Genomic DNA, 26,134 nt, shown 5'->3' on the forward strand with positions numbered 1-26,134 from the left:
CAAATCTCTACACGTATAACTTGCTGTTTTTCGCCTAACATTGCTGCCGGATGATTTCCGCTCCAGGCTGCTCGGTGAACAGCGGTGAAGGCAGTAAGCCTTCCTCTGCGCTTCGAGTTACTAGGGCGGTACTATCAGCTCCAATCAACTCGAAAAACATACAAAAGCAACAAGTCTTGCAAAAATAGCTTTCATCCAAAATCAGTGCAGCGGGAAAACTGTCCAGATTACGATTGTTCTTTTTTAATTAGTTCCTTAAGTTCATCAATAAACACATTGATATCCTTAAATTGCCTGTATACCGATGCGAACCGGACATATGCGACCTCGTCAATCTTTGCGAGCCTGTCCATGACCATTTCGCCAATTTCATCACTTTTTATTTCAGAAACACCGTTGCTGCGGAGTTCTTTCTCCACTTCAAAGGTAATATCCTCGAGATCTTTTAAAGCAACAGGCCTCTTTTCACATGCTTTAATAAGGCCTCTCAGAATTTTCTCCCGGCTGAATTCCTCTCTGGTACCTTCTTTTTTCACAACGATTAATGGAATTTCTTCCACTTTCTCAAAAGTCGTAAACCGGTATCCGCATTTCTCGCATTCTCTTCTTCGGCGGATCGATCGGCTGTCATCCACAGGTCGGGAATCAAGAACACGGGTATTATTGTTTTGGCATGAAGGGCATCTCATACAATCAGCTCCGAATTTTTTTATAAGTTGGCTTTAACTATTTACCGAAGATTATTTGATACTCTTATCTTATAAAAAAGGAGTTGTCAGTACAAGTACAACTATTTATCTGCATTTCTTGCAGAACCTAGAAAATCATGCCGTTTATTTAATTTTTCATATATCGAAAGAACCTCTCTCTTAAGAATTGGGTGCACTCCTGCAGGTGAGGATTGTTCAGTTGAAATATTGATATCTACAGCTGTTTCAAAAGGCTTGACAGTCACGACTGTCACAATGGCAAAAACGGATTTGTCTTTTTTTATTTCTGCAGCAATTTCGCCGTGTTCCTTGGAAATGCTGAGAATGTTCACATTATGGTCTGCCCTGAATAACTCTTCAATCGTCTGCAGCATTTGTGCTGTATTGGTTCTATAGTATCTTGTAGTAAGCTCAGGATCAGAGTGGTTTTCATTTGTTTCACACTGCTTTTTATAGCGTCTGGCAAGCTGACTGAAAATCGACATTCTCTTTCCTCCGTCTATTATTTGTAACTTTATTGTACTATTTTTTACGAAGATACTAAAGGTACTGGATTTTAAGCAAAATAAAAAGAGGTGTATTAATTACACCTCTGAATTGCCTGGTTCATTTTGTATTAAAGTACTTGAGCTTGTTTAACTTGAACTGGACCCATACCGCGAGGAATTTCAATATTCTCACGCGTTTGAGCTCCTAACGCTTCTGCAATAAAGTCTGCAGCAATGTTAGGGTCAAGATCTCCACACGTATACACATCAATGCTGGCATAGCCATGCTCCGGGAAGCTGTGAATAGTTAAATGAGATTCAGAGATGATAACAACTCCGCTGACACCCTGTGGCGCAAACTTATGAAATGCAACCTCGCGAATTTCCGCACCAGATTTTAATGCAGCATTTACGAATGTCTGCTCAATATAATCCATATCATTTAACTTTTCAAAATCGCATCCCCAAAGTTCTGAGATTACGTGACGACCCATAGTTTCCATATTCAAATTTCCCCCTTTAAACTTTTAAGCTATTAATTAATGAAATTCCAGATTTATACTGGTCTATAACTACCACGGGGGAAAGTTAGTCCAAAGAGGTCCTAACCCTTTAAGTAGCTACCATACCAAAACCTCGGAGAAGTTCACGAGGATTAGTATACTTTGTTTAATTTCTTTTTGCAACACATTGTTCTACATTTTCTTCGCAAATTTCTGATTCAAAAAAGGAGTTTTGTCCAATAAAAGGAGCCTGCCGGGGAATGGCAGGCTTTAAAGGTAAGGTATGGGTAGTTTTAAACTAAAAGAGATTGGAAATTAGCCAACTTTAACGGCAGATGCTTGTAAAAGCTCCTGTGCAACATATTTTGTCAAGTCTACGACACGGCAGGAATAACCCCACTCATTATCGTACCAGGCAAGTACTTTCACTTTGCTGGTGCCTATTACCATTGTAGATAATCCATCAATGATGGCAGAGTGTTCATTTGTGTTGAAATCGATTGACACCAATGGTTCGTCTGTAATATCCAGGATACCATGCAAAGATCCCTGAGAAGCTGTTGCAAAGGCAGCATTCACTTCTTCAATTGTTACGTCGCGCTTTAAGTCTACCACGAGGTCAACTAAGGAAACGTTAGGAGTTGGCACGCGCAGTGCCATCCCATGTAATTTGCCTTTTAAATGAGGCAGTACCAGCGACAAAGCTTTAGCAGCACCAGTGGAAGTCGGGATGATAGACTGTCCGCAAGCACGGGCACGGCGTAAATCCTTATGCGGGTTATCAATATTTTTCTGATCGTTTGTATATGCATGAACGGTTGTCATAAGTCCGTTTTCAATGCCAAATTGTTCATCAAGCACTTTCGCAACAGGTGCAAGACAGTTTGTTGTGCAGGATGCATTTGAAATAATATCATGTTCTTCAATTTTTAATGCGCTTTCATTTACGCCCATAACAATAGTCACATCTTCATTTTTTCCAGGAGCAGTAAGTATTACCTTTTTAGCCCCGGCTTCAAGATGAAGAGCCGCTTTATCACGGGAATTAAACTTTCCTGTAGCTTCAATAACGATATCGATATTCATTTCTCTCCAGGGAAGTTCTTCAGGATTACGGCTGCTGACAAGCTGAACCCTTTTACCGTTCACAACAATAGCATTGTCTTCTGGAACAACACTTCCTTCGAATGGTCCATGGTTGGTATCATATTTAATTAAGTGTGCCAAAGTTTCAGCCGGATAGCTTGCATTTATGGCAGCCACTTCAAGACTTTCATCAAGGATGGCTTTTCTAAAAACCATGCGTCCAATTCTTCCAAAACCATTAATCGCTATTTTCGCCTTCATGTTACGGCCCCTTCCGCATTAGTGTTATACTTTTTGTTACCTTAAGATGTAATTAGTATAACATATTGAGGATCATTTGTGATGAATAAAATGCGGATTTTTTAATGTTCAACAATTCAGAAATATTAGCCCATACTTTTTCTAATTATTATTAGGTAATGGTCTATGTTAAAGACGAATCCTTATTAATTTTGTCATACTAATTGGGCTTTAGGCACATTAAAAAAAGAGCCTATCACAGGCTCCTCAGACAGCATTCCATTTTTTTAAGATCTTCCATAATTGTTTTTCTGTTTCTTCAATCGTACCATTATTATCAATAACAGCATCGGCCAATGCTTTCTTTTCACTTAAAGGCATCTGAGATTGAATTCTTGCCATCGCTTCATTCTCTGATAGCTGATTTCTCTGCATCAGCCTTTTTAGCTGCACATCTTCATCTGCATATACTAATAAAGTTTTGTCGCACATATATTGTAATTTACTTTCAAACAGAAGCGGTATATCGAGTATGATCAGTTGTTCATTACGGCTGGTTGCCTGTTCCTTTTTGGCTGTCATCCTTTTGCGGACTGCAGGATGTACTATGCTATTCAGGACCTGCCGTTCTTTTTCATCATGAAAAATAATGGAGCCCAGTTCTGCACGATCAATTGAACCGTCTTTGAGAAGAACCCTATCCCCAAAATGACGGACAATTTCCTGATAAGCTTCCTCTCCTTTTTCAACAGCTAATCTGGCTTCTATATCCGCGTCGATTACAGAATATCCTTTTCCGATTAGGAGAGATGAAACAGTGCTTTTCCCGCTTGCAATCCCCCCTGACAAACCTACAGTCAGTGGCATAGTGTATTCCTTTCCTTTAAAATACTAGATTTTTAGAATCCCAATTACGATTAAAATAATGCCTGGAATGAATGAAAACTTATGGACCCATCCGCTTTTAGAAAAAAGGGACCCCACCTGCATTCCCATAAACACAAACAGAGAGCTCATAACCGCGACCGTCAACGCCAGGTAGTAAGGTGAGTACCCCAGCATAGCTGCACCGATTCCAGCACCAAAGGCATCCAGGGATAGTGCAAGCCCAAGCATTAGTGCTTCAATTCCTGTGATGGCACCGGATTTGTCAAAATCAGCGGACATCGGCTTTTTCAAAATATTAATGACAAGCCCTAGAGATTTAATTTCCAAATTTACAATTGTCTTTTCATGCGGCAGGACATCCTTCACCTTTTCCGGCCTGAAAAATTGATATAGGACCCAGGCACCGAGAAAAATCAGAATGACTCCGCCTAAACTTTCAGCTAAAGCCGGAGATAAAAAGGCTCCTATTAAATGGCCGATTGTCATGGCGGCCATTAATGTGATTGCTGAACAGCAAGCGATTATACTGATCGATTTAAATGGTATGCTCATTTTCCTTAAACCATATGTTAAACCGACACTAAAACTGTCAAGACTGACAGCAAAAGCAAGTATCAAAAGTGAGAATATATGCGCCATAGAATAGAGCTCCTCCCTGTCAATCGCTACGATAGTATATGGAAGGAGCCCATCCAATGTTATTCAAAACGCATTTTAACTCTATTCCGTTTTTATTTCCTCTGACAGGCAGGACAGTATACTGTGCCCCTGCCTCCAGTTACGATTCGCTCAAGTGTGCTTCCGCAGACTTTGCACTCTTCCCCTTTTCGCCCATAAACAAAAAGATCAAGCTGGAACATGCCAATTTGCCCCTGGGAATTAACATAGGAGCGAATGGTGCTTCCTCCTTTATCTACCGCTTCTCTCAGGGTATCTGCAATTTCTTTATGAAGAGTCTCCAATTCGTTTCTTGATAAGCTATTTGCCGCTCTTTCAGGATGAATTCGCGAGCGGAATAGTGCTTCATCGACGTAAATATTGCCGAGGCCTACGATCGTTTTCTGATCGAGAAGTGCAGTTTTGACATGGCGGGAGGTCCGGGCAAGTCTCGAAGCAAGGTCGTCCACCGTAAATTCCTCTGCAAATGGTTCTGGTCCCAAATGGGCCAGAGGAAGAGTCTTAAGCTCTTCACCCTTTGCATATAAGTGCATCGTTCCAAATTTACGGACATCTTTGTATCTGAGTTCAGTGTCATCAGTAAAATGGAAGATGACATGAGTGTGTTTTTCAACAGATTCTTCTTTAGAATAAAGGCCATATCTGCCCTCCATTCGCAGGTGGGACACGAGTGCATATTCATCTGTGTAGAGGATCAGGAATTTCCCTCTCCTGCCAATGTCCCGAAAAGTCTGGCCTGCTAAGGCATCCGTGAATTGGGCAGGCTCTTCGGGATGCTTAACCATTTTAGGCCAGAAAACCGAAACATGGGAAATAGTTTTGCCGATCACCAATTCCTGCAATGTTCTTCTGACCGTTTCAACTTCAGGAAGTTCAGGCATAGTCATCCCTCCTTTGAAAATCTAAAAATCAGCTTTTATTTTGCATCAAACCATGTTGGGCCATACGAATAATCAACTTTAAGCGGAACTTTCAATTCTACTGCATTTTCCATTACGTCCGGAACGATTTTTTTGAGGGTCTCTATTTCATCCTCTGGTGCTTCGAAAATCAGTTCATCGTGAACCTGCAGCAGTAGGCGTGCATTAAGCTTTTCCTTTCTTAAGCGATCAGCCATGTCAATCATGGCCTTTTTAATAATATCAGCTGCACTACCCTGAATTGGTGTGTTCATAGCGGTGCGTTCCGCAAAACTTCGCAGGTTAAAGTTTCTGCTGGTGATTTCAGGCAGATATCTTCTTCTGTGAAGAAGGGTCGAGACAAATCCTTTCTGTTTTGCTTCATGAATAATATCGTCCATGTACTGCTTTACACCAGGATAGCTTTCAAGATACCGGTCAATGAATTTTCCTGCTTCTTTCCGGGTTATGCCCAGGCTTTGAGAAAGACCGTAATCACTGATTCCGTAAACTATTCCAAAGTTAACGGCCTTAGCATGGCGCCGCATATTGGATGTAACTTCATCGGCATTAACGTGGAATACTTCCATAGCCGTTTTGGTGTGAATATCCATATCTTCAATAAAGGCTTCAATCAGCTTTTCATCATCTGCAATATGGGCCAGCACTCTCAGTTCAATCTGCGAATAGTCTGCAGCAAAGATAGCCCAGCCGGGTTCTGAAGGAACAAATGCCTGCCTGATCTTTCGCCCTTCCTCCAGACGGATTGGAATATTTTGCAGGTTCGGATCAGTTGAGCTTAATCTTCCTGTCTGGGTTAGAGCCTGATTGAACCTGGTGTGGACTTTGCCTGTTTCCTTGTTAACTACCTTCAGCAGGCCTTCAATATAGGTGGATTGAAGCTTGCCAAGCTGGCGATAGTGCAGGATATCCCGGATGATTTCATGATTGTTCTCAAGTTTTTCAAGGACATCGGCAGAAGTGGAAAAGCCGGTTTTTGTTTTTTTAATGACTGGCAGCCCCAGTTTTTCAAAAAGGATTACACCTAGCTGTTTAGGTGAATTAATATTGAAAGCTTCCCCAGCAAGTTCATGTATCCGCTTTTCAATTTCATCTAATTTCAGGAGCAGGTCTTGTCCCATTGTCCTTAGGCGTTCCAAATCCACTTGAATTCCTGTTGACTCCATATCCGCTAATATTAAAGACAGCGGCATTTCAAGGTCATAAAAAAGCTCGGATTGCTGGTTTTCCTTTAAATCATTATCGAGTTTCTCCTTCAATGTCATCAAGGCAGCTGCTTTTCTTGCTAAATGACCGGCAAGTTCTTTCACTTCCGGAATCCGCCTTTTTGCTCCTTTTCCGTAGAAAGCTTCATCCGATTGAATCGCGTGATAGCCATGATTTTTTGCTATAGATGCTATATCTTCAATAGTCTGAGACGGGTTAATAATGTATGAAGCGATATAAAGATCAAAATCTGCACCCTTTAGATGAATACCATGATGGCGGAGTGATACTTCAGATCTTTTTGCATCATACACAGTCTTCTTTTTCGTATCATCTTCAGCCCATCTTTTAAAAACTTCTGACTCTAAGGCCGTATCTTTGGAGAAGAAGAAATTCCCCTTCTCATTTGCCACGGAAAAACCAATTATTTCAGCATAATGGTAATTATCCTCCAGAAGCTCAACATAAAATGCACTTTCATCAGAAAACATATCTTCCTTAATTTCATCAGCAATGCTAAATTCAATTTCATCCAGATTCTCTTCAATTGCTTCTGTATCCCCGCCGATTTTTTCCAGCAGCGAATTAAAGCCCAGTTCTTTGAAGACGCCTATTACCTTATCTTTTTCAAAACCTTCATATTCAATATCTTCAATTTTAATCTCAACAGGAGCTTCCCTCGTGATCGTAGCAAGTTCTTTGCTCATTAATGCCTGATCCTTGAACTCTTCCAGCTTTTCTTTCAGTTTTTTTCCGCTCACCTTATCTGTTGAATCCAAGAGCTCTTCAAGGGTGCCAAATTCTTTCAGTAATTTAAGGGCTGTTTTTTCACCCACTCCCGGGACCCCCGGGATATTATCTGAACTATCACCCATCAGGCCTTTCATATCAATAATCCTGTCTGGCGTGATTCCGTATTTTTCTTCTATATGCGCTGGTGTGTATTCTTCAATATCTGTGATGCCTTTACGGGTAATGCTGACAGTGACGTCATCAGAACTTAACTGGGTTAAATCTTTATCTCCCGATATTACTTTAACTTCATAGCCATCTTTTTCTGCATGAAGGGACAGTGTTCCAATGATATCATCCGCTTCATAATTTTCCAGTTCATATCTGGAGATTCCATAAGCATCAAGAAGCTCTCTTATATAAGGAAACTGCTCTGATAGCTCAGGCGGGGTTTTCTGCCGGCCGCCTTTATACTCGCTAAAGGTTTTATGGCGGAAGGTTGTTTTTCCGGCATCAAATGCCACAAGGAGATGCGTCGGTTTTTCATCCTCCAAAATCCTCTGCAGCATCATAGTAAAGCCGTAAACAGCATTGGTATGTATACCTTTATCATTGTTTAAGAGCGGCAAAGCAAAAAATGCCCGATAAGCGATGCTGTTGCCATCTATCAGAACAAGCTTTTTCTTACCCAAATAAAATCTCCTCCTTCTAAGAAAAGCGGAAGCGCCTTGCTCACCCCCGACCAGCACAAGACGATCCTCCCGGAAAGGCGTTCTTTGCCTTTTTGGGAGGGGCGGCTTGTGACCTCGAGGGGGCAGTCGCAGAAGCTAGATTTGTCCGCAATAAATAAGCCGTTATTTTCCTTTATTCTATCATGAGCAGATAGAGAAAGAAAAATAACGGCCTCTAATTTAAGTCCTATTTAATTAGTATTCCCCATCAGCAGACGGGCATATGGTGAATCAGAAGGCAGAACGATTACAGTCTCGCCATTGATAGTCTTTTTATAAGATTCAAGTGTGCGGTATAAGGAATAGAATTCCGGATCCTTTGAGAAGGCTTCATTATAGACCTTCGCAGCTCCCGCTTCCCCCTCTGCCCGAATTACCTCAGCATCTGCCTGGGCCTTCGCAAGCATTTCCCTGACTGTCCTGTCTGTTTCAGCAATAATAATATTCTTCTGGGCATCCCCCTTGGACAGATATTCCTGGGCTGTCGACTGACGCTCGGAGATCATTCTGGTATAGACAGATTGTTCGTTTTCAGCCGGTAAATCTGTTCGTTTAATGCGTACATCTGTTACTGTGATTCCATAATTATCATTTGTAAGCAATTCATTCACTTTTGTGGTAATTTGATCATTCAAAGATCCTCGTGAAGATTTTTCATCATTGATGATTTCTTCGTAATTCAGCTGACCCAATTCGGAGCGGGTCACGGAGTAGATGAATTCTTCCATTCTAGCCTCCGCTCCCTCCAATGTTCTCGCGTTTGAGATCATTTTCTTCGGATCGTCAATTTTCCATACTGCATAGTTATCGATAATCATGACCTTTTTGTCCTTTGTGTTGATCTCAGCTTCGGAAACATCATAAGTCATTTGATATTTCGGGAGTGTGGTTACACTTTGGATGAAGGGTATTTTGTATGCTAATCCAGGTTCGCTTTCAATCCGGACTACCTCTCCAAATTGACGAATAACCCTGTATTCCCCTTCCTTTACAATAAACAGGTTGCTGAACAATATTCCTAGTCCGGCAATGATAAGCACGAGGATGATTCCTAGTTTGGTATAGGTTCCCCATTTGAAATTTCCGCCCCGTTCATTGATATTTACAACATTTTGATCACTCATTATCCGTACCTCCCTCCTCTTTCGGTTTGGCCTGTTCTTTCTCCAGCGGCCTGATTGGGAAATATTTCATAGTGTTTCCATCATCATTCATAATGTAAATCTCTGCACCCGGAAGGACTTGCTCAAGTGTTTCAATAACTAATCTCTCTCTTGTGATATCCGGGTTATTTTTATATTCAGCATACAATTTATTAAATACTGCTACATCTCCACGAGCTCTCTCGAGACGGGCTGCCTTTTCCCCATTTGCTTTGGAAATAAGAGCTTCCTTCTCACCTTCAGCTTCATTCATTCTCTGGTTCTTATATTTATTTGCCTCATTTTTTTTAGTATTGGCGGTTTCCCTTGCATCGGTTACATCTGTAAAAGCTTTTCTTACATCATCATTCGGCAGCTCAACATCCTGCAGTTTTACGGCAAGAATTGATATGCCAATATCATATTTGCCAATTAAAGATGTCAGGAGTTCTCTTACATCTGCTTCGATTGCTGCTTTCCCTGATGTCAGCGCAGCATCTATCTTTGATCCTCCTATAATACTTCTTAAAGATGAAGAAGTAGCATCATATAAAATTTCTTCCGGTTCTTCGGCATTATAAAGGAATTTTTCCGGATCGGTTATTTTCCACTGTACCACCAGATCTGCAAGGACGATATTTTCATCCCCGGTTATCATTTTTGTCTCATCAGGAAAATCCTTTATTTCTCCATCTTTTTCTTCATATCCAAACTGCAGCGAAAAAGTTTCCTTTGAAAGCTTCTCCACGCTTTGGACAGGCCATGGCAATTTAAAGTGAAGTCCTGGCTCCGTAATGCCTTCCTCAACTTCCCCAAATGTTAAAATGACTGCCTGATCCGACTCATCGACGGTGTACCATGTTGTAAAAGCTATTATACTTAAAATTAATATTGCGATAATTAGCCCTGCGATTGTATAAATCCGCTTTAAGCTGACCATTTCTCTCTCCCCTTTCCTAGCACTTTCTATAACTTTTCATACGATTTATTTACGTAAAGGTTTCATAAATATGACAAAAGTTAAAGAAAGATGAAGAATCGGCAAAATGAAAAAGGCGAAAGCGGGGTCAGCTTTCACCTTTTTCTATGGCTCCTTGGATGAAGGGGTTTAACAATTATGATTTTAACAGCGGATTGTAAAGGGAACATAAATCTGCTGTTAAAATCATGTAAAGTTAATCCTGCCATTTCATCCATTTTTTTCATTTATTACTTTCGGAAGTTCAATAATAAAGGAGGTGCCTCTGCCAACCTCACTTTTAACCGCGATGGTACCCTTATGTGCTTCAACGAGATGCTTTACGATTGCCAGCCCCAGCCCTGTTCCACCAGAGTTCCTGCTTCTGGCTTTATCGATCCGGTAAAAACGTTCAAAGATACGCGGAATTTCAATGGCTTCAATTCCAATCCCCGTATCCCGTATTTCTGTTGAAACGGTGCTGCCGCTATTTGCTGAAGAAATATGGACGGCCCCCTGTTTTGGCGTATATGAAATTGCATTTGATATGATATTGATAAACACCTGCTTAAGCCGGTGAACATCACCTTCAACATATACAGGTTCATCGCCTCTCTTATATTCCAGAACGATTTCTTTTTCTGCTGCCTTCCCTTTCATGATGGCCACCACATCTTCGAGCACAACAGCCAGATCCAGCTGCTGAATGGACAAACTAAAGCCCTGCTTTTCAATTTTCGACAGATCCAGCAATTCCTGAATAAGAGATTGCAGACGATCACTTTCCTTCAAAATGATATTGAGAAAATCATTAAGAGTTTGTTTGTTTTCCATCGCACCATCCAAAAGAGTTTCAGAGAAGCCCTTTATAGAGGTAATTGGTGTTTTCAGTTCATGAGAAACGTTCGCGACAAAATCCTTCCTCATCTGCTCAAGTTTCTTCAGTTCGGTAATATCATGAAATACAAGCAAAATCCCTTTCCATTCATCATTCGTCCCAATAATAGGAACTCCATATACTTCAAAGTAACGTCTTTCGATGTTGACAGGTATAATGAGCTGCTTTTTTACTTTCTGTTCCGTCATAAAAATTTCTTCAACCACTTCGGTTACCCCTTTATGTTCTATCACTTCATAATAGAGTTTATAAAGGTATTCGGAAGGATTTACATTGAAAACCTCTTTGTATGGCCGATTCACTAAATTAATATAGCCTCTGCTGTCAATAAGAATCAGACCGCTTCCCATGTTTTCAATGAGAGCGCCAAGTCTGTCCTGCTGCATCTCCTGGGATTTCACCATTTCCTGAAGATTCCTCGCCAGTACATTGATAGATTTACTCAGCATACCTGTTTCATCTTCCTGATCTTCATATGTTCTTGCCCGATAGTTTCCCTTCGTAAGTTCAATCGCAACCTGTGTTGCGGACTCGATAGGCTTTGTATATCGTGCCATAATTCTTGACCCAAGCAGAATAATCATAAATAAGGACAGACCAAGACTGATAGCTAAAATCCACCAAATCTGCTGATAGGCCTTTTGGAATTCTGCCAGCTTTGTGCTTAAGAAGATATAGCCTTCCTTCTCGCCATTTACCATGACAGGCTGCCAATAATAGTGCAGATTAAAACCTCCGGCCACTTCCCATCCTGATTCATATTCGGATTTCTTTTTTAATACTTCTAATATAATTTCCTGGTGCCTGCTTTGTGTAGTCTCACTTATTACGCCGCTATCCATTAATATTATGCCCTTGCTGTCAGTAGCAGTTACACGCACATCAAGTATGTCACCAAGTTCATTGATTCTATCAATACTAATGGACCCAATGCCTCCATTGCCCTGAATATAGCTCGCCGCCATTTCAGTCTCTTTTTGCAGACGTGCATCAAATGTATTTAAATAATAGCTTTTAAATAGCTGGCCTAAAAGAAGGCCTAATGCAACTAGAACAACAAGAATTAACGAAAGCAATGCGAAAAGCAGGCGGGTGCGAAACGTGTTCATTCTCCTTTAGGCCCCTCCAATTTGTAGCCCAATCCGCGAATGGTTTTAATATAAACAGGTTTTTTGGTGTTTGCTTCAATTTTCTCTCTTAAATGGCTTATATGTACATCAACGATTCTCGTGTCTCCTGCAAAATCGTAATTCCAGACTGCGCTAAGAAGCTGATCCCTTGTCAGAACACGGCTCTTATTCTTAGCAAGATATAATAGTAATTCAAATTCCTTCGGAGTTAATTCAAGAAGTTCTCCTTCAAAATAGGCTTCATAGTGCTGTGGAAGGATCTTTAGTCCGCCAATCCTAAAAGAATCGCCATCTTCCTCTTTCTCTTCGACAGCTTCAGGCACAAATTGAGTTCTCCGCAAGATAGCTTTAACTCTGGCAACTACTTCCCGAGGGCTGAAAGGTTTTGTCATGTAATCATCTGCACCCAGTTCAAGACCAAGAACCTTATCAAATTCATCATCCTTGGCAGTCAGCATTAAAATAGGTGTTGCTATTTTCTGCTGTCTAAGCTGTTTGCATACTTCTATTCCATCAAGCTTTGGCAGCATAAGATCAAGTACAATAAGATCCGGTCTTTCAGAAATGGCCAGATCTTTACCCTCCTGGCCATCCATGGCTGTAATTACTTCATAGCCCGCCTGCTGCAGGTTGTATTGAAGTAAAGTTACGATAGATTGTTCGTCATCTACAACTAGAATTTTCTTATCCATATGATCCTCCGCGTCATTGAATTACCCCTGTGTTAAACCTAAGCTGCTTGACTGTCAGCGATTTTTATAAAAAGCAGGTATCCCTCCTGCCTATCAAACCCCTGCTTGCCATATATCTTTATTATAATATATTTCATGGTTTATTTCGGGTCAATCGCTGGAAAGGGAGGATTTAATCAAAAAAGATGTGCATATGCTGCACATCTATTGATTATCAGAAATTTTCTAAGGCATTCCCATCCATAGGCTGGGGTTTGTAAGGAGGACATACAAGGAGCTGACCATTAATAACCGTCTGCTCTTCTTCATTCGTTCCCTGCACCTTAATTTGCACGGTATGGTTTGAGGTATTTACTTCTGTTACTTCGAATAAAAATTGAACTGTGCCATAATGATAGACAGGCTTTGTATACTCAATATCCTGTTTTAAAACATGGCTTCCAGGCCCCGGCAGATATTTGGAGATGGCAGAATTTATGATGCCATTCAGCATAACACTTGGTACTATTGGTTTTTTATAAGGTGTTTGAGAAGCATAATCATGCTGGATATATAAAGGATTTGCATCGTTTGTCAGGCCCAGGTAAAGCAATAGATCCTTGTCTTCTATTTTTTCTGTAAGCGTCAATTTTTCTCCTACAGATATTTCTTCAATAGTTCTTCCCAGTTTTCTTTTCTTTCCAAGCAGCATAGCTTGCACCTCCGAGTATTGTAACCGTTTACATAGCTGGTGTAAAAAATAGACTGTTGAATATTTTAAATAATTCAGTCTATTTTTTATATGATATCATTATTTACTATTTCCCAAAAGGGCTTCCAGTAAAAAAATTCGGAGTTTATCCCCGAACTTTTTTACTGCTTATATTGCAAATCTGTTAATTAGCTTAAGACTTTGGGCGGTCGGTAAGCCTCCTTACCGCTCTCTTCATGTGGGTTCACATATGTCCCGCAACTCCCGCAGGACATAAAATAATCCCCTTGAATCACCATCACTCAAAGAAAATAAGATAGCATCTTCGAGGGATAAATGCCCTCCACAGTCAAACAAGAGAGTTAAACTGATGCGGTTCGAAAATACTAGTGTTCTTTAGTACTACACTAATACTTCCATTACCTTGCGAACTGAATCTGCCGATTTATCGAGGGCAGCTTTTTCTTCATTTGTCAGTTCTAGCTCTATTATTTTTTCAATTCCATTTGCTCCAAGGATGGTTGGCACACCCAGATAGATTCCTTCATAGCCATACTCTCCTTCAAGGTATGCAATGGAAGGCAGGACACGGCGCTGATCTTTAAGAATAGCTTCACACATTTCCACCAGGGAAGCAGCTGGAGCATAGTAGGCACTACCGTTGCCTAATAAATTGACGATTTCTCCTCCGCCTTTGCGTGTCCGCTCGACAATAGCATCAAGACGATCTTTTGATATTAATGCTTCTAAAGGAATGCCGCCAGCATATGAATAGCGGACTAGCGGAACCATGTCATCACCGTGGCCGCCAAGTACAAATCCTGTAATATCTTTAACAGATAAATTCAGTTCCTGGGCGACAAATGTGCGGAAGCGGGCTGTGTCAAGAACACCTGACTGGCCAATTACACGGTTTTTCGGGAAGCCCGATTCCTTGAAAACTGTATAAGTCATCGCATCCACCGGGTTAGTCAGCACAACTATATAGCTATTTGGAGAATACTTTGCAATCTCCTGCGCTACACTTTTCATAATCTTCTGGTTCGTCTGTACAAGATCATCCCGGCTCATGCCCGGCTTCCGTGCAATGCCTGCTGTAATAACTACAATGTCAGAGTCTTGTGTATCTTCATAGCTAGAAGTGCCAGTGATGTTCGCATCAAATCCCTGTACAGGACTTGCTTCCAGCATATCAAGAGCTTTTCCCTTTGTAGGGTTTTCCATTTGCGGTATATCGACCAGCACGACATCTCCAAGTTCTTTTTGGCCCAGTAAGAATGCAGTTGTTGCTCCAGTAAATCCTCCACCGATTACAGAAATCTTTTTGCGTTTCAATGACATGAGCAGTTCCTCCTTTTGGAAATGAAAGTTTAGGATTTTCATCCTTTATGTAAGAGGCTGTTCCAAAGAACAGCCATCCCTATATACACATTCTTCACTTTTCAGAAATTCCCTAGCTGCCCGGCAAAAAAAGTTTCCTCAGGTAAGTGCACAAAATAGCACAGTATGAACAGTATATTAGTTAAAAGCGCCTTTTATTAAAGGCGCTTTTGCTTTTTTACTCCATGTTTTTAATTAGTTCCTCAGCAAATTCAGAGCATTTTACTTCAGTTGCTCCATCCATTAGACGGGCAAAGTCATATGTTACGACTTTAGAGGCAATAGATTTTTCCATAGATTTAACGATCATGTTTGCAGCTTCGTTCCATCCAAGGTGCTCAAGCATTAATACACCTGAAAGAATAACCGAAGAAGGGTTAACCTTATCAAGGCCAGCATACTTCGGAGCTGTACCATGAGTTGCTTCGAAGATCGCATGTCCAGTTTCATAGTTAATGTTTGCTCCAGGAGCAATACCAATTCCGCCTACCTGCGCAGCAAGAGCATCAGAAATATAATCTCCGTTCAAGTTCATTGTTGCAACAACATCAAACTCTTTTGGACGTGTAAGGATCTGCTGTAGGAAAATATCGGCAATTGCATCCTTAACAATAATTTTGCCAGCTGCTTCTGCATCTGCCTGAGCCTTGTTTGCAGCTTCAACACCTTGCTCATCTTTAATGCGGTCATATTGAGCCCAAGTGAATACTTTTTCTCCGTATTCTCTTTCAGCGAGTTCATAACCCCAGTTTTTAAAGGCACCTTCAGTAAATTTCATGATATTGCCTTTATGTACAAGTGTTACAGATTTGCGGCCTTCTTTGATTGCGTACTCGATAGCAGCACGTACAAGGCGGCTTGTTCCTTCCTCTGATACCGGCTTAATGCCAAGTCCGGAAGTTTCAGGGAAACGGATTTTATTAACACCCATTTCATCTTGAAGGAAAGAAATTAATTTCTTCACTTCATCAGAACCTTTGGCATACTCAATGCCGGCATAGATATCCTCTGTATTTTCACGAAAAATAACCATATCAGTATCCTGCGGGCGTTTAACTGGAGAAGGAACGCCTTCAAACCAGCGGACCGGACGCAGGCACACAAACAGGTCAAGCTCCTGGCGAAGCGCAACGTTCAGGGAACGGATGCCGCCGCCGATTGGTGTTGTTAATGGTCCTTTAATCGCAATAAGATATTCATTGATCGCATCAAGTGTTTCAGAAGGAAGCCACTCTCCAGTCTGATTGAAGGCTTTTTCGCCGGCTAACACTTCTTTCCAGACAAGCTTGCGCTCACCTTTATAAGCTTTTTCTACAGAAGCATCCAATACACGGGAAGCTGCCGCCCAAATATCAGGCCCTGTTCCGTCTCCTTCAATAAAAGGAACGATTGGGTTGTTTGGTACGTTTAGTACACCATTTGTAACTGTGATTTTTTCACCTTGCATTGTTATACCCTCCATTTTGAAAAGTGCGAACATCAGCCTTTTTTATTTATATAGACTTCGGCATAATGCTGCATCAGTATATCAGATTCAAAGGTTAGAAGGCATTTGCCTCTAACCTTTTCCCTGCTCTCTCTATTACAGCAATTTTTTGATAAAAAGTAAAATGCTGAGTAGTAAATTTAATTCTTTTAATCTGTTTTTTCAGCCTATTAAAGACCTCTTTGCTCTACTGGCACGTATTTTTGCATTCCCGGGCCTGTATAGTCTGCACGCGGGCGGATCAAGCGATTATTTTCATATTGTTCGAGAATATGAGCCAGCCAGCCGGATACACGGCTTACAGCAAAAATCGGCGTGAACAGGTCATGGTCGATTCCCAGGCTATGGTATACAGATGCAGAATAGAAGTCGACATTTGGCGGAAGTTTTTTCTCTCCGGTAACAATCGCTTCAATTTGCGTGGACATTTCATACCAGTGTGGTTCCCCGGTAAGTTCAGTAAGCTTTTTAGACATTTCTCTTAAGTGCTTGGCACGAGGATCGCCCTGACGGTAAACACGGTGGCCAAAGCCCATGATTTTCTCTTTCTTTTCAAGTTTTTCACGGATATATGGCTCTACATTTTCAAGAGTGCCGATATCAGTAAGCATCTTCATTACAGCCTCATTGGCACCGCCATGCAACGGACCTTTTAATGCGCCAATAGCAGCTGTAACTCCTGAATAGATATCTGATAAAGTAGCTACACATACACGTGCAGTGAAAGTGGAAGCATTCAGTTCATGGTCCGCATGAAGAACCAGGGCTTTATTAAATGCTTCAATTGCGATTGGCTCAGGCTCTTTGCCTGTAAGCATATATAGGAAATTGGCTGCAAATCCAAGATCTGTTCTAGGAGCAATTGGTTCAAGGCCTTTTCTAACCCGTGCAAATGCCGTTACAATAGCAGGCATTTTAGCTTGAAGGCGAATTGCTTTTTTATAATTTGCTTCTTCATCCATCTGATCTGCTTCTTCATCATAAAGTCCCAATAAAGACACTGCCGAACGAAGGGCAGCCATTGGATGCACTTTGTCAATTGGATATGTTTTAAAATGGTTCAGAACTTCCTCCGGAAGAGAGTAGTTTGCTGCAAGCTGACTCTTTAATTCATCCAGCTGGGATTGAGTAGGAAGCTTTCTGTGCCATAAAAGATAAATAACCTCTTCAAAGCTTGCATTTTCAGCCAAATCATCAATATTGTAGCCAGCATAGGTTAATGTATCGTCTATGATGGAGCTGATAGACGAAGTAGTAGCTACTACCCCTTCAAGACCGCGTGTTACTGTCATACCGAATCTCTCCTTTACATAATAAAATTTCCCCATACCCATTTTTGTCTGTACATTAAACATAAGTAAGCCGAACCTGGTTTTTCATTTTTCAGAAAAGCTTCCTTGTCATGTCCACATTCTGTTTTATCTTTATTGGGACACAATTATAGGGCTGCAGGACAGCCTTTGAAAAAGCCGGCTGTATTAGCCGATCTACAGACCAAATTCATGAAAGTGATACTTTCATTTAGTAAAAAGTACTCCCGATATATGGAAGAAATAAACTTTCTCTTGGCATGCATTAATCGAGCGGTTGCTCGGTACTCGGTTAAAAAAAAAGAAAATGCTTACATTTTTCTGGAATTAGAAAAAATAAATATATTAATAACATTTCGATAGAGCTTAACTGAATATAATAGGTACCGTGAAATAGGTTACGCTTACAAGTCCTATTATAAACAATTATCTGACTTTTGTGAATGAAAAGCACTTAATTTGTTAAAAAATATTATTTTTCAAGAAAAGTTTATTTGCATTCTTGCCCCATAGGCAATGAGGAATCTAGATGAAAATTCATTTAAAAAGCTCAAAGACCTTCATTGCCATATATGCAATCCCAGCCCCTATCAGAGGACCGACGGCAATACCTTTAAAAAGGGAGACAGCAAGAATGGTCCCCAGTACAAGTGCAGTTGTTATATGGGGATCTTCAGCCAGCAGCACGATACCGCCTTTTGCCAGAAGTGCAACTGCAATCCCCGAGACAAGAGCTATCCACGCATAAGGGGATTTAAATGCACCGCTTAAATCACGGAATCCGATTTCACCGCTGGCTATTGGTGCCAGGACAGCAATTGTAATAATGGTTACACCCCAGTTAATCCCCTTGGACTGCAGAAATGAAAAGGCTTTTGAATCCAGGCCGGATGCTTTAAGGATAATCAAAATAAAGACAGCAATAATCAGTGATTGATTCTTTGCTATTAAACCAATCCCCAGCAATAGTAATAAGAAAATAAGTGGTTGGGATAACATTTGCTAATTCACCTGCCAGCTTCCTATATTATCGTAACATAATTTAATTCAATTTAATAATTTCCGAGTTCTTAGGCTGTCTTTTAAAAATAGAATAAGTATTAATAGACACTGTCTAATTATTTTTGCCTCTTGCAAAAATGATGTATGATATGACTAATAACATTACATAAAAAATGCTGTCATTACTTAGTCTGTTCAAATTTAATAAGGAGGCTAATACTTGAACCCCGCATATATCTATCGAACCGTACGATTTTTCTTTGTTATTGGAGTGGTGATTTTAAGTTTCTATGCTTTCTTATATTTATCCAAAGTGACTTATCCTTTCATTATTGGATTGGCCATTGCCTTTCTCATTAACCCTTTGGTCAATTTAATGGAAGTTAAATGGAAAATACCAAGGGTTCTCGCAGTGCTTATTGCACTGATTCTTATCTTTGCCATTTTTGCCGGATTAATCACTTTACTGGTGGCCGAGATCGTATCAGGTGCAGATTATTTGGCAAAAGTAGTGCCTCAGCACCTCGATACCTTAATTAACTTCATAGAACAATTCTTTGCAGGGCAAATCATTCCTCTTTATAACCAGCTGGCAAGTTTGTTTAATAATCTGGGAACCGGACAGCAGGATACCATCATGACAAATATAGAAAATGTCGGGAAGCAATTTGGATCTACACTGGGAGATTTTATTCAGGCATTTTTTGAGAATATCCCAAATATCCTTTCATGGTTTCCCAATGCAGCAACAGTCCTGATCTTCTCGCTGCTGGCCACTTTTTTTATCAGCAAGGATTGGCACAGACTTTCCGGGTTATTCGGCCGCATGCTTCCCAGCCGCGCAAAAAAAAGCGGCAGAACTGTATTTGCAGATCTCCAGAAGGCCTTGTTTGGATTTATTAAAGCACAGGCTACTTTAGTATCGATTACTACAGTTATTATACTTGCCGGACTCCTCATCCTGCGTGTTGATTATGCGATTACAATTGCACTTGTTACTGGACTTGTCGATATTATTCCCTATCTCGGTACAGGACTGATTTTTGTGCCTTGGATTATATATGAAGCAATCGGCGGAGAAATGAGCAGGGCACTCGGGCTGGGCATTCTGTATATCATCGTGCTGGTCCAACGTCAGATAATGGAGCCCAAGATCCTTTCATCAAGCATTGGGCTTGATCCTTTAGCTACCCTGATTGCTTTATTTGCCGGTTTTAAACTGATCGGATTTTTAGGCTTGATTGCAGGTCCGGTTACTCTTGTGCTCCTCACTACCCTTCATAAAGCGGGAGTGTTCCAGGATATCTGGTTGTTTATAAAAGGCAATGAAAAAGCCGATTAGGATAAAAAATAGCATCTCCTTCAGTTATGCTATGCAAAGGATGGGATATCGGCACTTCTCTAGGCAATTGTGCTGCTTAGCTGGGGCACAAGCCACGAGTGGCACTAATCAGTTCTGTTAATGCCGCTGAACCAAGAATAATGTTTATGAAGTGTACTATTTAATGGGATCAGCGCCACTGAGCGAGGGAATGAAGCCGCAAAGTGTACTAATCATGATATTGCATCTTTCAATAAAATTAACAAGCCGCTCCAATATAATGGAGCGGCTTTATATTTTGCTATTTTTACCTGATTATTGTGATTGTTCCTTTGTTCATCCATTTTTTAAGTCCCTGATATAGGATGTTTTTAAGGACTTTTCTTGCAGGAGGGAGAAGCAAAGTAAATCCTAATGCATCTGTTATGAACCCTGGTGTAAGAAGCAGGACGCCCCCTATAAGAATGCATGCCCCATCAAGAATGGCATCTCCAGGCATCTGTCCGAATCGCAGCTGATCCTGTATTTTTCTGATTGTTTCAAGCCCCTGCCTTTTAGCGAGATAGGCACCTAGAACACCTGTAAGCAAAATAACTGCTAGTGTGGGCCATAGCCCAATAGTGTTGCCTGAAAGAAGCAAAACACCAATTTCAGCAGCCGGAATAATTATCATCAATAAGAGAATGTAGCGCATCAAGCCACCTCTATTTTGTTTAAGACTTACTCTTATTATATCAAACAAGGCAATCGAAATATAACAATTTGTCCAGGAAAAGAACAAAAGCGCAAGCACCTGCCCAAGAAGGAAGGCAGACTAAGAACGCCACACATCCCTAAAGTTATAAATATTTTTCCTTAACATCAAAAAAAGGAAGGGCATCCCCCTCCTTTAACAAGTAATTATAATACGCTTGCGTGTCCGTTATAAATTACACCGCGCTGAGAGTCAACAGTGACTTCCTGTCCATCTTTCAGCAGGCTGGTTGCATTTTCAACCCCTACAATGACAGGTATGCCAATATTAAGGCCAACAACAGCCGCATGGCTTGTAAGCCCGCCTTCTTCTGTTATAAGCGCACTGCATTTCTCAATCGCAGGAACCATTTCACGGTCAGAGCCGATTGTAACCAGAATAGATCCTTCTGTTACTTTCGCCAATGCTTCCTCTGCATTCCTCGCTACAACAACTTTTCCAAATGCTGATTTGCGCCCGATTCCTTGTGCCTTTGCAAGGATATCTCCCACTACATGAATTTTCATTAGGTTGGTGGTACCTGCTTCACCAACAGGAACTCCAGCTGTAATTACAACTAAGTCTCCTGAAGCAACAATGCCGCTGTTCAAGCTTTCTTCAACAGCGATATCAAGCATATCATCCGTTGTAGACGCTTTTTGGCCAATCTGAGGGTACACACCCCAAGTTAAAGATAATCGACGTGAAACATAATCGTTTGAGGTAACGGCAACGATTGGTGCTTTAGGACGGTATTTGGAAATCATCCGGGCTGTATGGCCGCTTTCAGTTGGCGTTATAATGGCGTTAACATCCAGGTTCAGAGCTGTATGTGCCACTGATTCCCCAATGGCATCAGTGATGTTATGTTCATTATCTTTGCTGCGGTTTGACAGGATTTCTTTATGATCCAGTGCCGATTCCGCTCTTGATGCGATGTTGTGCATCGTCTGCACAGCCTCGACAGGGTAAGAACCCGCAGCTGTCTCACCGGATAACATGATTGCGTCTGTGCCATCAAAAATGGCATTTGCAACATCACTCGCTTCTGCGCGTGTTGGACGCGGGTTGCGCTGCATGGAATCCAGCATTTGTGTAGCAGTAATAACCGGTTTGCCCTGTGCATTACATTTCTTAATTAATTTCTTTTGCACAAGCGGCACCTCTTCAGCGGGGATTTCAACACCCAGGTCTCCGCGCGCTACCATAAGCCCGTCAGAAATCTCAAGAATTTCTTCAATATTGTCTACACCTTCCTGATTCTCAATCTTAGGAATGATGTTGATATGGGATGCATTGTGCTCTTCAAGCAGCTGTCTGATTTCCAGAACATCAGATGCTCTGCGGACAAAAGAAGCGGCAATGAAATCAACGCCCTGTTCGATTCCGAAAATGATATCCTGTGCATCTTTCTCTGTTATGCCGGGAAGATTTACAGAAACACCTGGGACATTGACGCCTTTCTTATTTTTAAGTGTTCCGCTATTTAATATTTTTGTGTGGATTTCACTGTTGGCCTTATCAATTTTTGTCACTTCCAGACCAATTAAGCCGTCATCAAGCAAAATTCTGCTTCCTGTGTGCACATCTTCAATAAGTCCCGCATATGTAACCGAAAACTTTTCTGCTGTTCCTTCAACCTCGTTCATGGAAATAATAATATTTTCCCCAGCTCTCAATTCAATCGCGCCGCCCACCATATTGTTTGTGCGGATTTCCGGCCCTTTAGTGTCTAAAAGGATTGCTACAGTCTTGCCAGTCTTTTCTGAAGCCTCACGGATATTCTGAATTCGCTGGCCATGTTCCTCGAAATCACCATGGGAAAAATTTAAACGGGCAACATTCATTCCTGCTTCAATAAGCTGTGTTAACTTTTCAACACTTTCACTGGCAGGTCCAATAGTACAAACGATCTTCGTTTTACGCATTATAAATTACCTCCTGAATTGATGCAGCTTGAATACCAGCACTAATGCTTTATGCCACCTGGTGCCGGCTTGTATCAAATAAAATTAAATAGACAGCTCTTTCGAGAGTTTGTAAAGATCCAGGTCAATTGTATGCTCTCTATCCAATATTTCAATTATATCATGGTCAACCAGTTTATTATTTTGAATTCCTACTGCACGGCCGCCTTTGCCTTCAAGAATAAGTTCCACTGCATATGCTCCAAGGCGGCTGGCCAGCACCCGGTCGAATGCAGTTGGAGAACCGCCCCGCTGCATATGGCCAAGCACGGACACCCGTGTATCAAAGTTTGTTGCTTCTTTGACCTGCTTGGCAAATTCCACCCCGCTGCAGACACCTTCTGCAACCACAATGATACTGTGTTTTTTGCCTCGTTCATGTCCCTTTTTCAGTCTCTCTGCAATTTCATCCATACTATAGCCTGCTTCAGGAATGAGGATTGTTTCCGCGCCGCCTGCTAAACCTGCACATAAAGCGATATCCCCTGCATCTCTTCCCATTACTTCAATGATAAATGTTCTTTCATGTGAAGTAGCAGTATCACGGATTTTATCAATTGCATCAATAACCGTATTTAAAGCTGTGTCAAAGCCAATAGTATATTGCGTTCCCGGAATATCGTTATCGATAGTTCCAGGTACGCCCACACAGGTAAAACCATGCTCTGTCAAAGCTTTTGCTCCACGATATGAGCCGTCCCCGCCAATTACAACTAACCCTTCAATGCCATGCTTGTTCATTTGTTCAATGCCCTTTTGCTGGCCTTCTTTTGTTTTGAACTCTTCGCTTCTTGCTGAGTGCAGCACTGTACCGCCGCGGTGAATGATATCACCGACCGAACCAAGGTCCAGCTTCTTAATATTACCTGACATTAATCCGGAATATCCGCCGTAAACACCATATACTTCAATATTATGATAGATCGCCTTACGGACAACTGCACGTACAGCTGCATTCATACCAGGAGAATCGCCGCCGCTTGTTAATACTCCTATTTTCTTCACAATAATCACCCCAATGTAATTTATAACTATAAGAAAGCTGTTTTCATGCTGCTTAAAAAGTCAGTACATGCCTGCTGTAAAAATTCTGTATGTAATATAGGCTCTATATGTAAAGCAGAGCATACTATGCTTATCTTATTATTGAACAAAACGCTATTGAATATTTCTAAAATACCATGAAGAAGGGAGCATCTCAACTTAATCAGACAATTTAAAAGAAATACAGAATTGTCGGGATACTGAAAGCGTTTTATATAGAAAAAACTGCATTTTTACTATGACTCTCCCCTGGAGGAGCAGACCTTCGGCAATACACAGCAGGTTAAAAAAAATAAAAGCGTGCCCGAAAGCACGCTTTTATTTTACCCCAATAAATTCCTTTAAAAACGAATATTCGCCAATAGATTTGAACTTGTTATACCTGTGATCGATCAGCTGCTCTTCAGTGAGTTGCATCAGATCTTTTAAGGATTTAGTAAGAACTTCTCCAATTCCCTCTGCCTGAACCTTAACACCTTTGTGGGCTCCGCCCTTTACCTCATCTATTATCTCATCCACCACACCCAGTTCTTTTAAATCCGGTGCAGTGATTTTCATGGATTCTGCTGCTTTTTTGGCCTGGGTGGCATCTTTCCAGAGAATCGCAGCCGCTCCCTCCGGAGAAATAACCGAATAAGTTGAGTTTTCGAGCATATGAATATGGTTTCCTACACCTAGAGCCAGAGCCCCGCCGCTTCCGCCTTCACCAATGACGATACAGATAACCGGGACTCTGAGACTGGCCATTTCAAATAGGTTTTTAGCAATTGCCTCACTCTGTCCCCGCTCCTCTGCGGCTTTACCAGGGTAGGCACCCTTTGTATCAATGAAACAGATAATCGGCCTGCGGAATTTATCGGCCTGCTTCATAAGCCTTAAAGCTTTGCGATAACCTTCGGGATGCGGCATACCGAAATTTCTGCGGATGTTCTCCTTTGTGTCTTTTCCGCGCTGGTGGCCGATGACAGTAACCGGAAGACCCCTAAACTTTGCAATCCCCCCAACAATCGCCTCATCGTCACCAAAAGCACGATCTCCGTGACACTCGAAAAAATCCTCAAAAAGATAGGAGATATAATCCAGTGTAGTAGGCCTAGCGGGATGTCTTGCAATCTGTACACGATCCCACGGTTTCATATTTTCATAAATATCCGCTTCTAATTTTTCCAACCGCTCTTCCAGCTTCTCTATTTCTGAGGATAGGTCTACATCGGCGGTTTTGGTATACTCTTTTAATTCAGCAATCTTTTTTTTCAGTTCCATAACCGGACGCTCGAATTCTAGTTCTCCTGCCATTGGAAGTCACCTCCTGGTTGATGTATGGATAAAATAGCTGAGATCTTTTCTTTTAATTCTGTTCTGGCTATAACTGCATCCAATTGACCACATTTTAAGAGGAACTCAGCTGTCTGGAAGTCTTCCGGCAATTCTTCACGGATCGTTTGTTCTATAATCCTGCGTCCTGCAAACCCAATCAAAGCACCAGGTTCTGCCAGATTATAGTCGCCAAGAGAAGCAAAGCTTGCAGACACACCGCCTGTTGTAGGATGAGTCATGATTGAAATAATGAGGCCTCCATTATCACTGAATCTTTTTAGGGCAACACTTGTCTTGGCCATTTGCATCAGGCTCAGAACGCCTTCCTGCATTCTTGCACCGCCTGAAGCGGTAAATATAATAAAAGGAACACGCAATTCATCAGCTTTTTCAATCGCACGGGTAATTTTCTCTCCGACTACTGATCCCATGCTGCCCATTCTGAATGTGGAATCCATAACAGCTATTGCAATTTTATGTCCATCGACAGTGCCTGTCCCAGTCACTACCGCCTCATTTATCATTGTCTTTTCCCGGTCCTTCTCCAGTTTTTCAATATAGTCCGGGAAATTCAAAGGATTTTCAGAAATCATGTTTGCGTTAATTTCTTCAAAGCTATTAGCATCCAAAAAGCTTGCCAGACGTTCTTTTGAATTCATGATATGGTGGTAATGACAATGGAAACACACTTTAAGATTCTTGACCAATTCTTTGGTATACATGATTTTCTTGCAGTTTGGACACTTTGTCATGATTCCTTCCGGCACATCCTGCTTTGCCGTTTCCGATGGAATGGTTGCATATTTCTTCTTCTTAGTCTTTGTAAAAATATCTTTAAGCAAGATGAAACCTCCCTGAAATTCGCTGAATCATTTCCATTA

General features: G+C 41.3%; 23 protein-coding genes. 1 reads left to right on the forward strand and 22 read right to left on the reverse strand.

Annotation, left to right across the window (positions count from 1 at the left end; genetic code table 11):
* Positions 1-227: 227 nt before the first annotated feature.
* The 17 genes from nrdR to AC6CHU_RS02650 all read right to left on the reverse strand — a co-directional run bounded on the left by nrdR (position 228) and on the right by AC6CHU_RS02650 (position 18,868).
* The gene (gene nrdR, locus AC6CHU_RS02570) at positions 228-689 is read right to left on the reverse strand and encodes a transcriptional regulator NrdR (protein ID WP_159863391.1); all 462 of its coding nucleotides are present in this window, start codon (positions 687-689) and stop codon (positions 228-230) included.
* Between the two features lie 101 nt (positions 690-790).
* Complete coding sequence (locus tag AC6CHU_RS02575; RefSeq protein ID WP_159863392.1) at positions 791-1,195, reverse strand: hypothetical protein; 405 nt, start codon at positions 1,193-1,195, stop codon at positions 791-793.
* A 131-nt stretch (positions 1,196-1,326) separates the two neighbouring features.
* Positions 1,327-1,701, reverse strand: coding sequence for an adenosylmethionine decarboxylase (gene speD / locus AC6CHU_RS02580; protein WP_035330279.1), 375 nt, complete (start codon positions 1,699-1,701; stop codon positions 1,327-1,329).
* 315 nt (positions 1,702-2,016) lie between these two features.
* The gene (locus AC6CHU_RS02585) at positions 2,017-3,048 is read right to left on the reverse strand and encodes a glyceraldehyde-3-phosphate dehydrogenase (protein WP_498119954.1); all 1,032 of its coding nucleotides are present in this window, start codon (positions 3,046-3,048) and stop codon (positions 2,017-2,019) included.
* Between the two features lie 246 nt (positions 3,049-3,294).
* On the reverse strand, positions 3,295-3,894 hold the full coding sequence (gene coaE / locus AC6CHU_RS02590) for a dephospho-CoA kinase (RefSeq protein WP_159863394.1): 600 nt from the start codon (positions 3,892-3,894) through the stop codon (positions 3,295-3,297).
* A 24-nt stretch (positions 3,895-3,918) separates the two neighbouring features.
* Positions 3,919-4,554: a sporulation membrane protein YtaF gene (gene ytaF, locus AC6CHU_RS02595; protein WP_498119956.1), complete on the reverse strand. Its 636-nt coding sequence runs from the start codon at positions 4,552-4,554 to the stop codon at positions 3,919-3,921.
* Between the two features lie 92 nt (positions 4,555-4,646).
* The gene (gene mutM, locus AC6CHU_RS02600; protein ID WP_159863396.1) at positions 4,647-5,474 is read right to left on the reverse strand and encodes a DNA-formamidopyrimidine glycosylase; all 828 of its coding nucleotides are present in this window, start codon (positions 5,472-5,474) and stop codon (positions 4,647-4,649) included.
* Between the two features lie 35 nt (positions 5,475-5,509).
* Positions 5,510-8,143 carry a DNA polymerase I gene (gene polA, locus AC6CHU_RS02605; RefSeq protein ID WP_159863397.1) on the reverse strand — a complete coding sequence of 878 codons (2,634 nt, stop codon included), beginning with the start codon at positions 8,141-8,143 and terminating at the stop codon, positions 5,510-5,512.
* A gap of 230 nt (positions 8,144-8,373) precedes the next feature.
* On the reverse strand, positions 8,374-9,306 hold the full coding sequence (gene hflC / locus AC6CHU_RS02610; RefSeq protein ID WP_159863398.1) for a protease modulator HflC: 933 nt from the start codon (positions 9,304-9,306) through the stop codon (positions 8,374-8,376).
* The gene (gene hflK, locus AC6CHU_RS02615; protein WP_159863399.1) at positions 9,299-10,264 is read right to left on the reverse strand and encodes an FtsH protease activity modulator HflK; all 966 of its coding nucleotides are present in this window, start codon (positions 10,262-10,264) and stop codon (positions 9,299-9,301) included. Before hflK ends, hflC begins: the two co-directional genes overlap by 8 nt.
* A 249-nt stretch (positions 10,265-10,513) precedes the next feature.
* A complete protein-coding gene (gene pnpS / locus AC6CHU_RS02620; RefSeq protein WP_159863400.1) occupies positions 10,514-12,289 on the reverse strand; it encodes a two-component system histidine kinase PnpS in 1,776 nt (591 codons plus the stop codon).
* Entirely contained in the window at positions 12,286-13,002 is a 717-nt protein-coding gene (locus tag AC6CHU_RS02625; RefSeq protein ID WP_159863401.1) for a response regulator transcription factor, read from the reverse strand. The genes pnpS and AC6CHU_RS02625 overlap by 4 nt, the downstream gene beginning before the upstream one ends.
* Before the next feature lie 214 nt (positions 13,003-13,216).
* A complete protein-coding gene (locus tag AC6CHU_RS02630) occupies positions 13,217-13,693 on the reverse strand; it encodes a MaoC/PaaZ C-terminal domain-containing protein (protein WP_159863402.1) in 477 nt (158 codons plus the stop codon).
* A gap of 402 nt (positions 13,694-14,095) precedes the next feature.
* Positions 14,096-15,034: a malate dehydrogenase gene (mdh, locus tag AC6CHU_RS02635; RefSeq protein ID WP_159863403.1), complete on the reverse strand. Its 939-nt coding sequence runs from the start codon at positions 15,032-15,034 to the stop codon at positions 14,096-14,098.
* 217 nt (positions 15,035-15,251) lie between these two features.
* Entirely contained in the window at positions 15,252-16,520 is a 1,269-nt protein-coding gene (gene icd, locus AC6CHU_RS02640; RefSeq protein WP_159863404.1) for an NADP-dependent isocitrate dehydrogenase, read from the reverse strand.
* A gap of 209 nt (positions 16,521-16,729) precedes the next feature.
* Positions 16,730-17,851, reverse strand: coding sequence for a citrate synthase (citZ, locus tag AC6CHU_RS02645; protein ID WP_159863405.1), 1,122 nt, complete (start codon positions 17,849-17,851; stop codon positions 16,730-16,732).
* Positions 17,852-18,406: 555 nt separating this feature from the next.
* A complete protein-coding gene (locus tag AC6CHU_RS02650) occupies positions 18,407-18,868 on the reverse strand; it encodes a DUF441 domain-containing protein (RefSeq protein WP_159863406.1) in 462 nt (153 codons plus the stop codon).
* Positions 18,869-19,091: 223 nt separating this feature from the next.
* Here AC6CHU_RS02650 and ytvI point away from each other — a divergent pair, with 223 nt between their 5' ends.
* A complete protein-coding gene (ytvI, locus tag AC6CHU_RS02655) occupies positions 19,092-20,213 on the forward strand; it encodes a sporulation integral membrane protein YtvI (RefSeq protein WP_498119961.1) in 1,122 nt (373 codons plus the stop codon).
* Between the two features lie 286 nt (positions 20,214-20,499).
* On the opposite strand, the gene AC6CHU_RS02660 is transcribed toward ytvI, so the two are convergent.
* The 5 genes from AC6CHU_RS02660 to accD form a co-directional block, all read right to left on the reverse strand.
* Positions 20,500-20,886, reverse strand: coding sequence for an FxsA family protein (locus AC6CHU_RS02660; RefSeq protein ID WP_159863408.1), 387 nt, complete (start codon positions 20,884-20,886; stop codon positions 20,500-20,502).
* A 206-nt stretch (positions 20,887-21,092) separates the two neighbouring features.
* Complete coding sequence (gene pyk / locus AC6CHU_RS02665; RefSeq protein WP_498119963.1) at positions 21,093-22,853, reverse strand: pyruvate kinase; 1,761 nt, start codon at positions 22,851-22,853, stop codon at positions 21,093-21,095.
* Between the two features lie 84 nt (positions 22,854-22,937).
* On the reverse strand, positions 22,938-23,897 hold the full coding sequence (gene pfkA / locus AC6CHU_RS02670; RefSeq protein WP_159863410.1) for a 6-phosphofructokinase: 960 nt from the start codon (positions 23,895-23,897) through the stop codon (positions 22,938-22,940).
* Between the two features lie 357 nt (positions 23,898-24,254).
* Positions 24,255-25,232 carry an acetyl-CoA carboxylase carboxyl transferase subunit alpha gene (gene accA, locus AC6CHU_RS02675; protein WP_159863411.1) on the reverse strand — a complete coding sequence of 326 codons (978 nt, stop codon included), beginning with the start codon at positions 25,230-25,232 and terminating at the stop codon, positions 24,255-24,257.
* Positions 25,217-26,095: an acetyl-CoA carboxylase, carboxyltransferase subunit beta gene (gene accD, locus AC6CHU_RS02680; RefSeq protein WP_159863412.1), complete on the reverse strand. Its 879-nt coding sequence runs from the start codon at positions 26,093-26,095 to the stop codon at positions 25,217-25,219. Before accD ends, accA begins: the two co-directional genes overlap by 16 nt.
* Positions 26,096-26,134 lie beyond the last annotated feature (39 nt).

This window comes from Cytobacillus sp. GQ23, assembly GCF_059758675.1.

Coding starts and splice junctions, on each gene's coding strand:
- mutM (WP_159863396.1), bottom strand. CDS start 5,474: ATGCCTGAACTTCCTGAAGTTGAAACGGTCAGAAGAACATTGCAGGAA.
- speD (WP_035330279.1), bottom strand. CDS start 1,701: ATGGAAACTATGGGTCGTCACGTAATCTCAGAACTTTGGGGATGCGAT.
- icd (WP_159863404.1), bottom strand. CDS start 16,520: ATGCAAGGTGAAAAAATCACAGTTACAAATGGTGTACTAAACGTACCA.
- hflK (WP_159863399.1), bottom strand. CDS start 10,264: ATGGTCAGCTTAAAGCGGATTTATACAATCGCAGGGCTAATTATCGCA.
- nrdR (WP_159863391.1), bottom strand. CDS start 689: ATGAGATGCCCTTCATGCCAAAACAATAATACCCGTGTTCTTGATTCC.
- citZ (WP_159863405.1), bottom strand. CDS start 17,851: ATGACAGTAACACGCGGTCTTGAAGGGGTAGTAGCTACTACTTCGTCT.
- hflC (WP_159863398.1), bottom strand. CDS start 9,306: ATGAGTGATCAAAATGTTGTAAATATCAATGAACGGGGCGGAAATTTC.
- AC6CHU_RS02660 (WP_159863408.1), bottom strand. CDS start 20,886: ATGCGCTACATTCTCTTATTGATGATAATTATTCCGGCTGCTGAAATT.
- accA (WP_159863411.1), bottom strand. CDS start 25,232: ATGGCAGGAGAACTAGAATTCGAGCGTCCGGTTATGGAACTGAAAAAA.
- AC6CHU_RS02625 (WP_159863401.1), bottom strand. CDS start 13,002: ATGGATAAGAAAATTCTAGTTGTAGATGACGAACAATCTATCGTAACT.
- pyk (WP_498119963.1), bottom strand. CDS start 22,853: ATGCGTAAAACGAAGATCGTTTGTACTATTGGACCTGCCAGTGAAAGT.
- AC6CHU_RS02630 (WP_159863402.1), bottom strand. CDS start 13,693: ATGCTGCTTGGAAAGAAAAGAAAACTGGGAAGAACTATTGAAGAAATA.
- AC6CHU_RS02650 (WP_159863406.1), bottom strand. CDS start 18,868: ATGTTATCCCAACCACTTATTTTCTTATTACTATTGCTGGGGATTGGT.
- ytaF (WP_498119956.1), bottom strand. CDS start 4,554: ATGGCGCATATATTCTCACTTTTGATACTTGCTTTTGCTGTCAGTCTT.
- pnpS (WP_159863400.1), bottom strand. CDS start 12,289: ATGAACACGTTTCGCACCCGCCTGCTTTTCGCATTGCTTTCGTTAATT.
- coaE (WP_159863394.1), bottom strand. CDS start 3,894: ATGCCACTGACTGTAGGTTTGTCAGGGGGGATTGCAAGCGGGAAAAGC.
- mdh (WP_159863403.1), bottom strand. CDS start 15,034: ATGTCATTGAAACGCAAAAAGATTTCTGTAATCGGTGGAGGATTTACT.
- AC6CHU_RS02585 (WP_498119954.1), bottom strand. CDS start 3,048: ATGAAGGCGAAAATAGCGATTAATGGTTTTGGAAGAATTGGACGCATG.
- AC6CHU_RS02575 (WP_159863392.1), bottom strand. CDS start 1,195: ATGTCGATTTTCAGTCAGCTTGCCAGACGCTATAAAAAGCAGTGTGAA.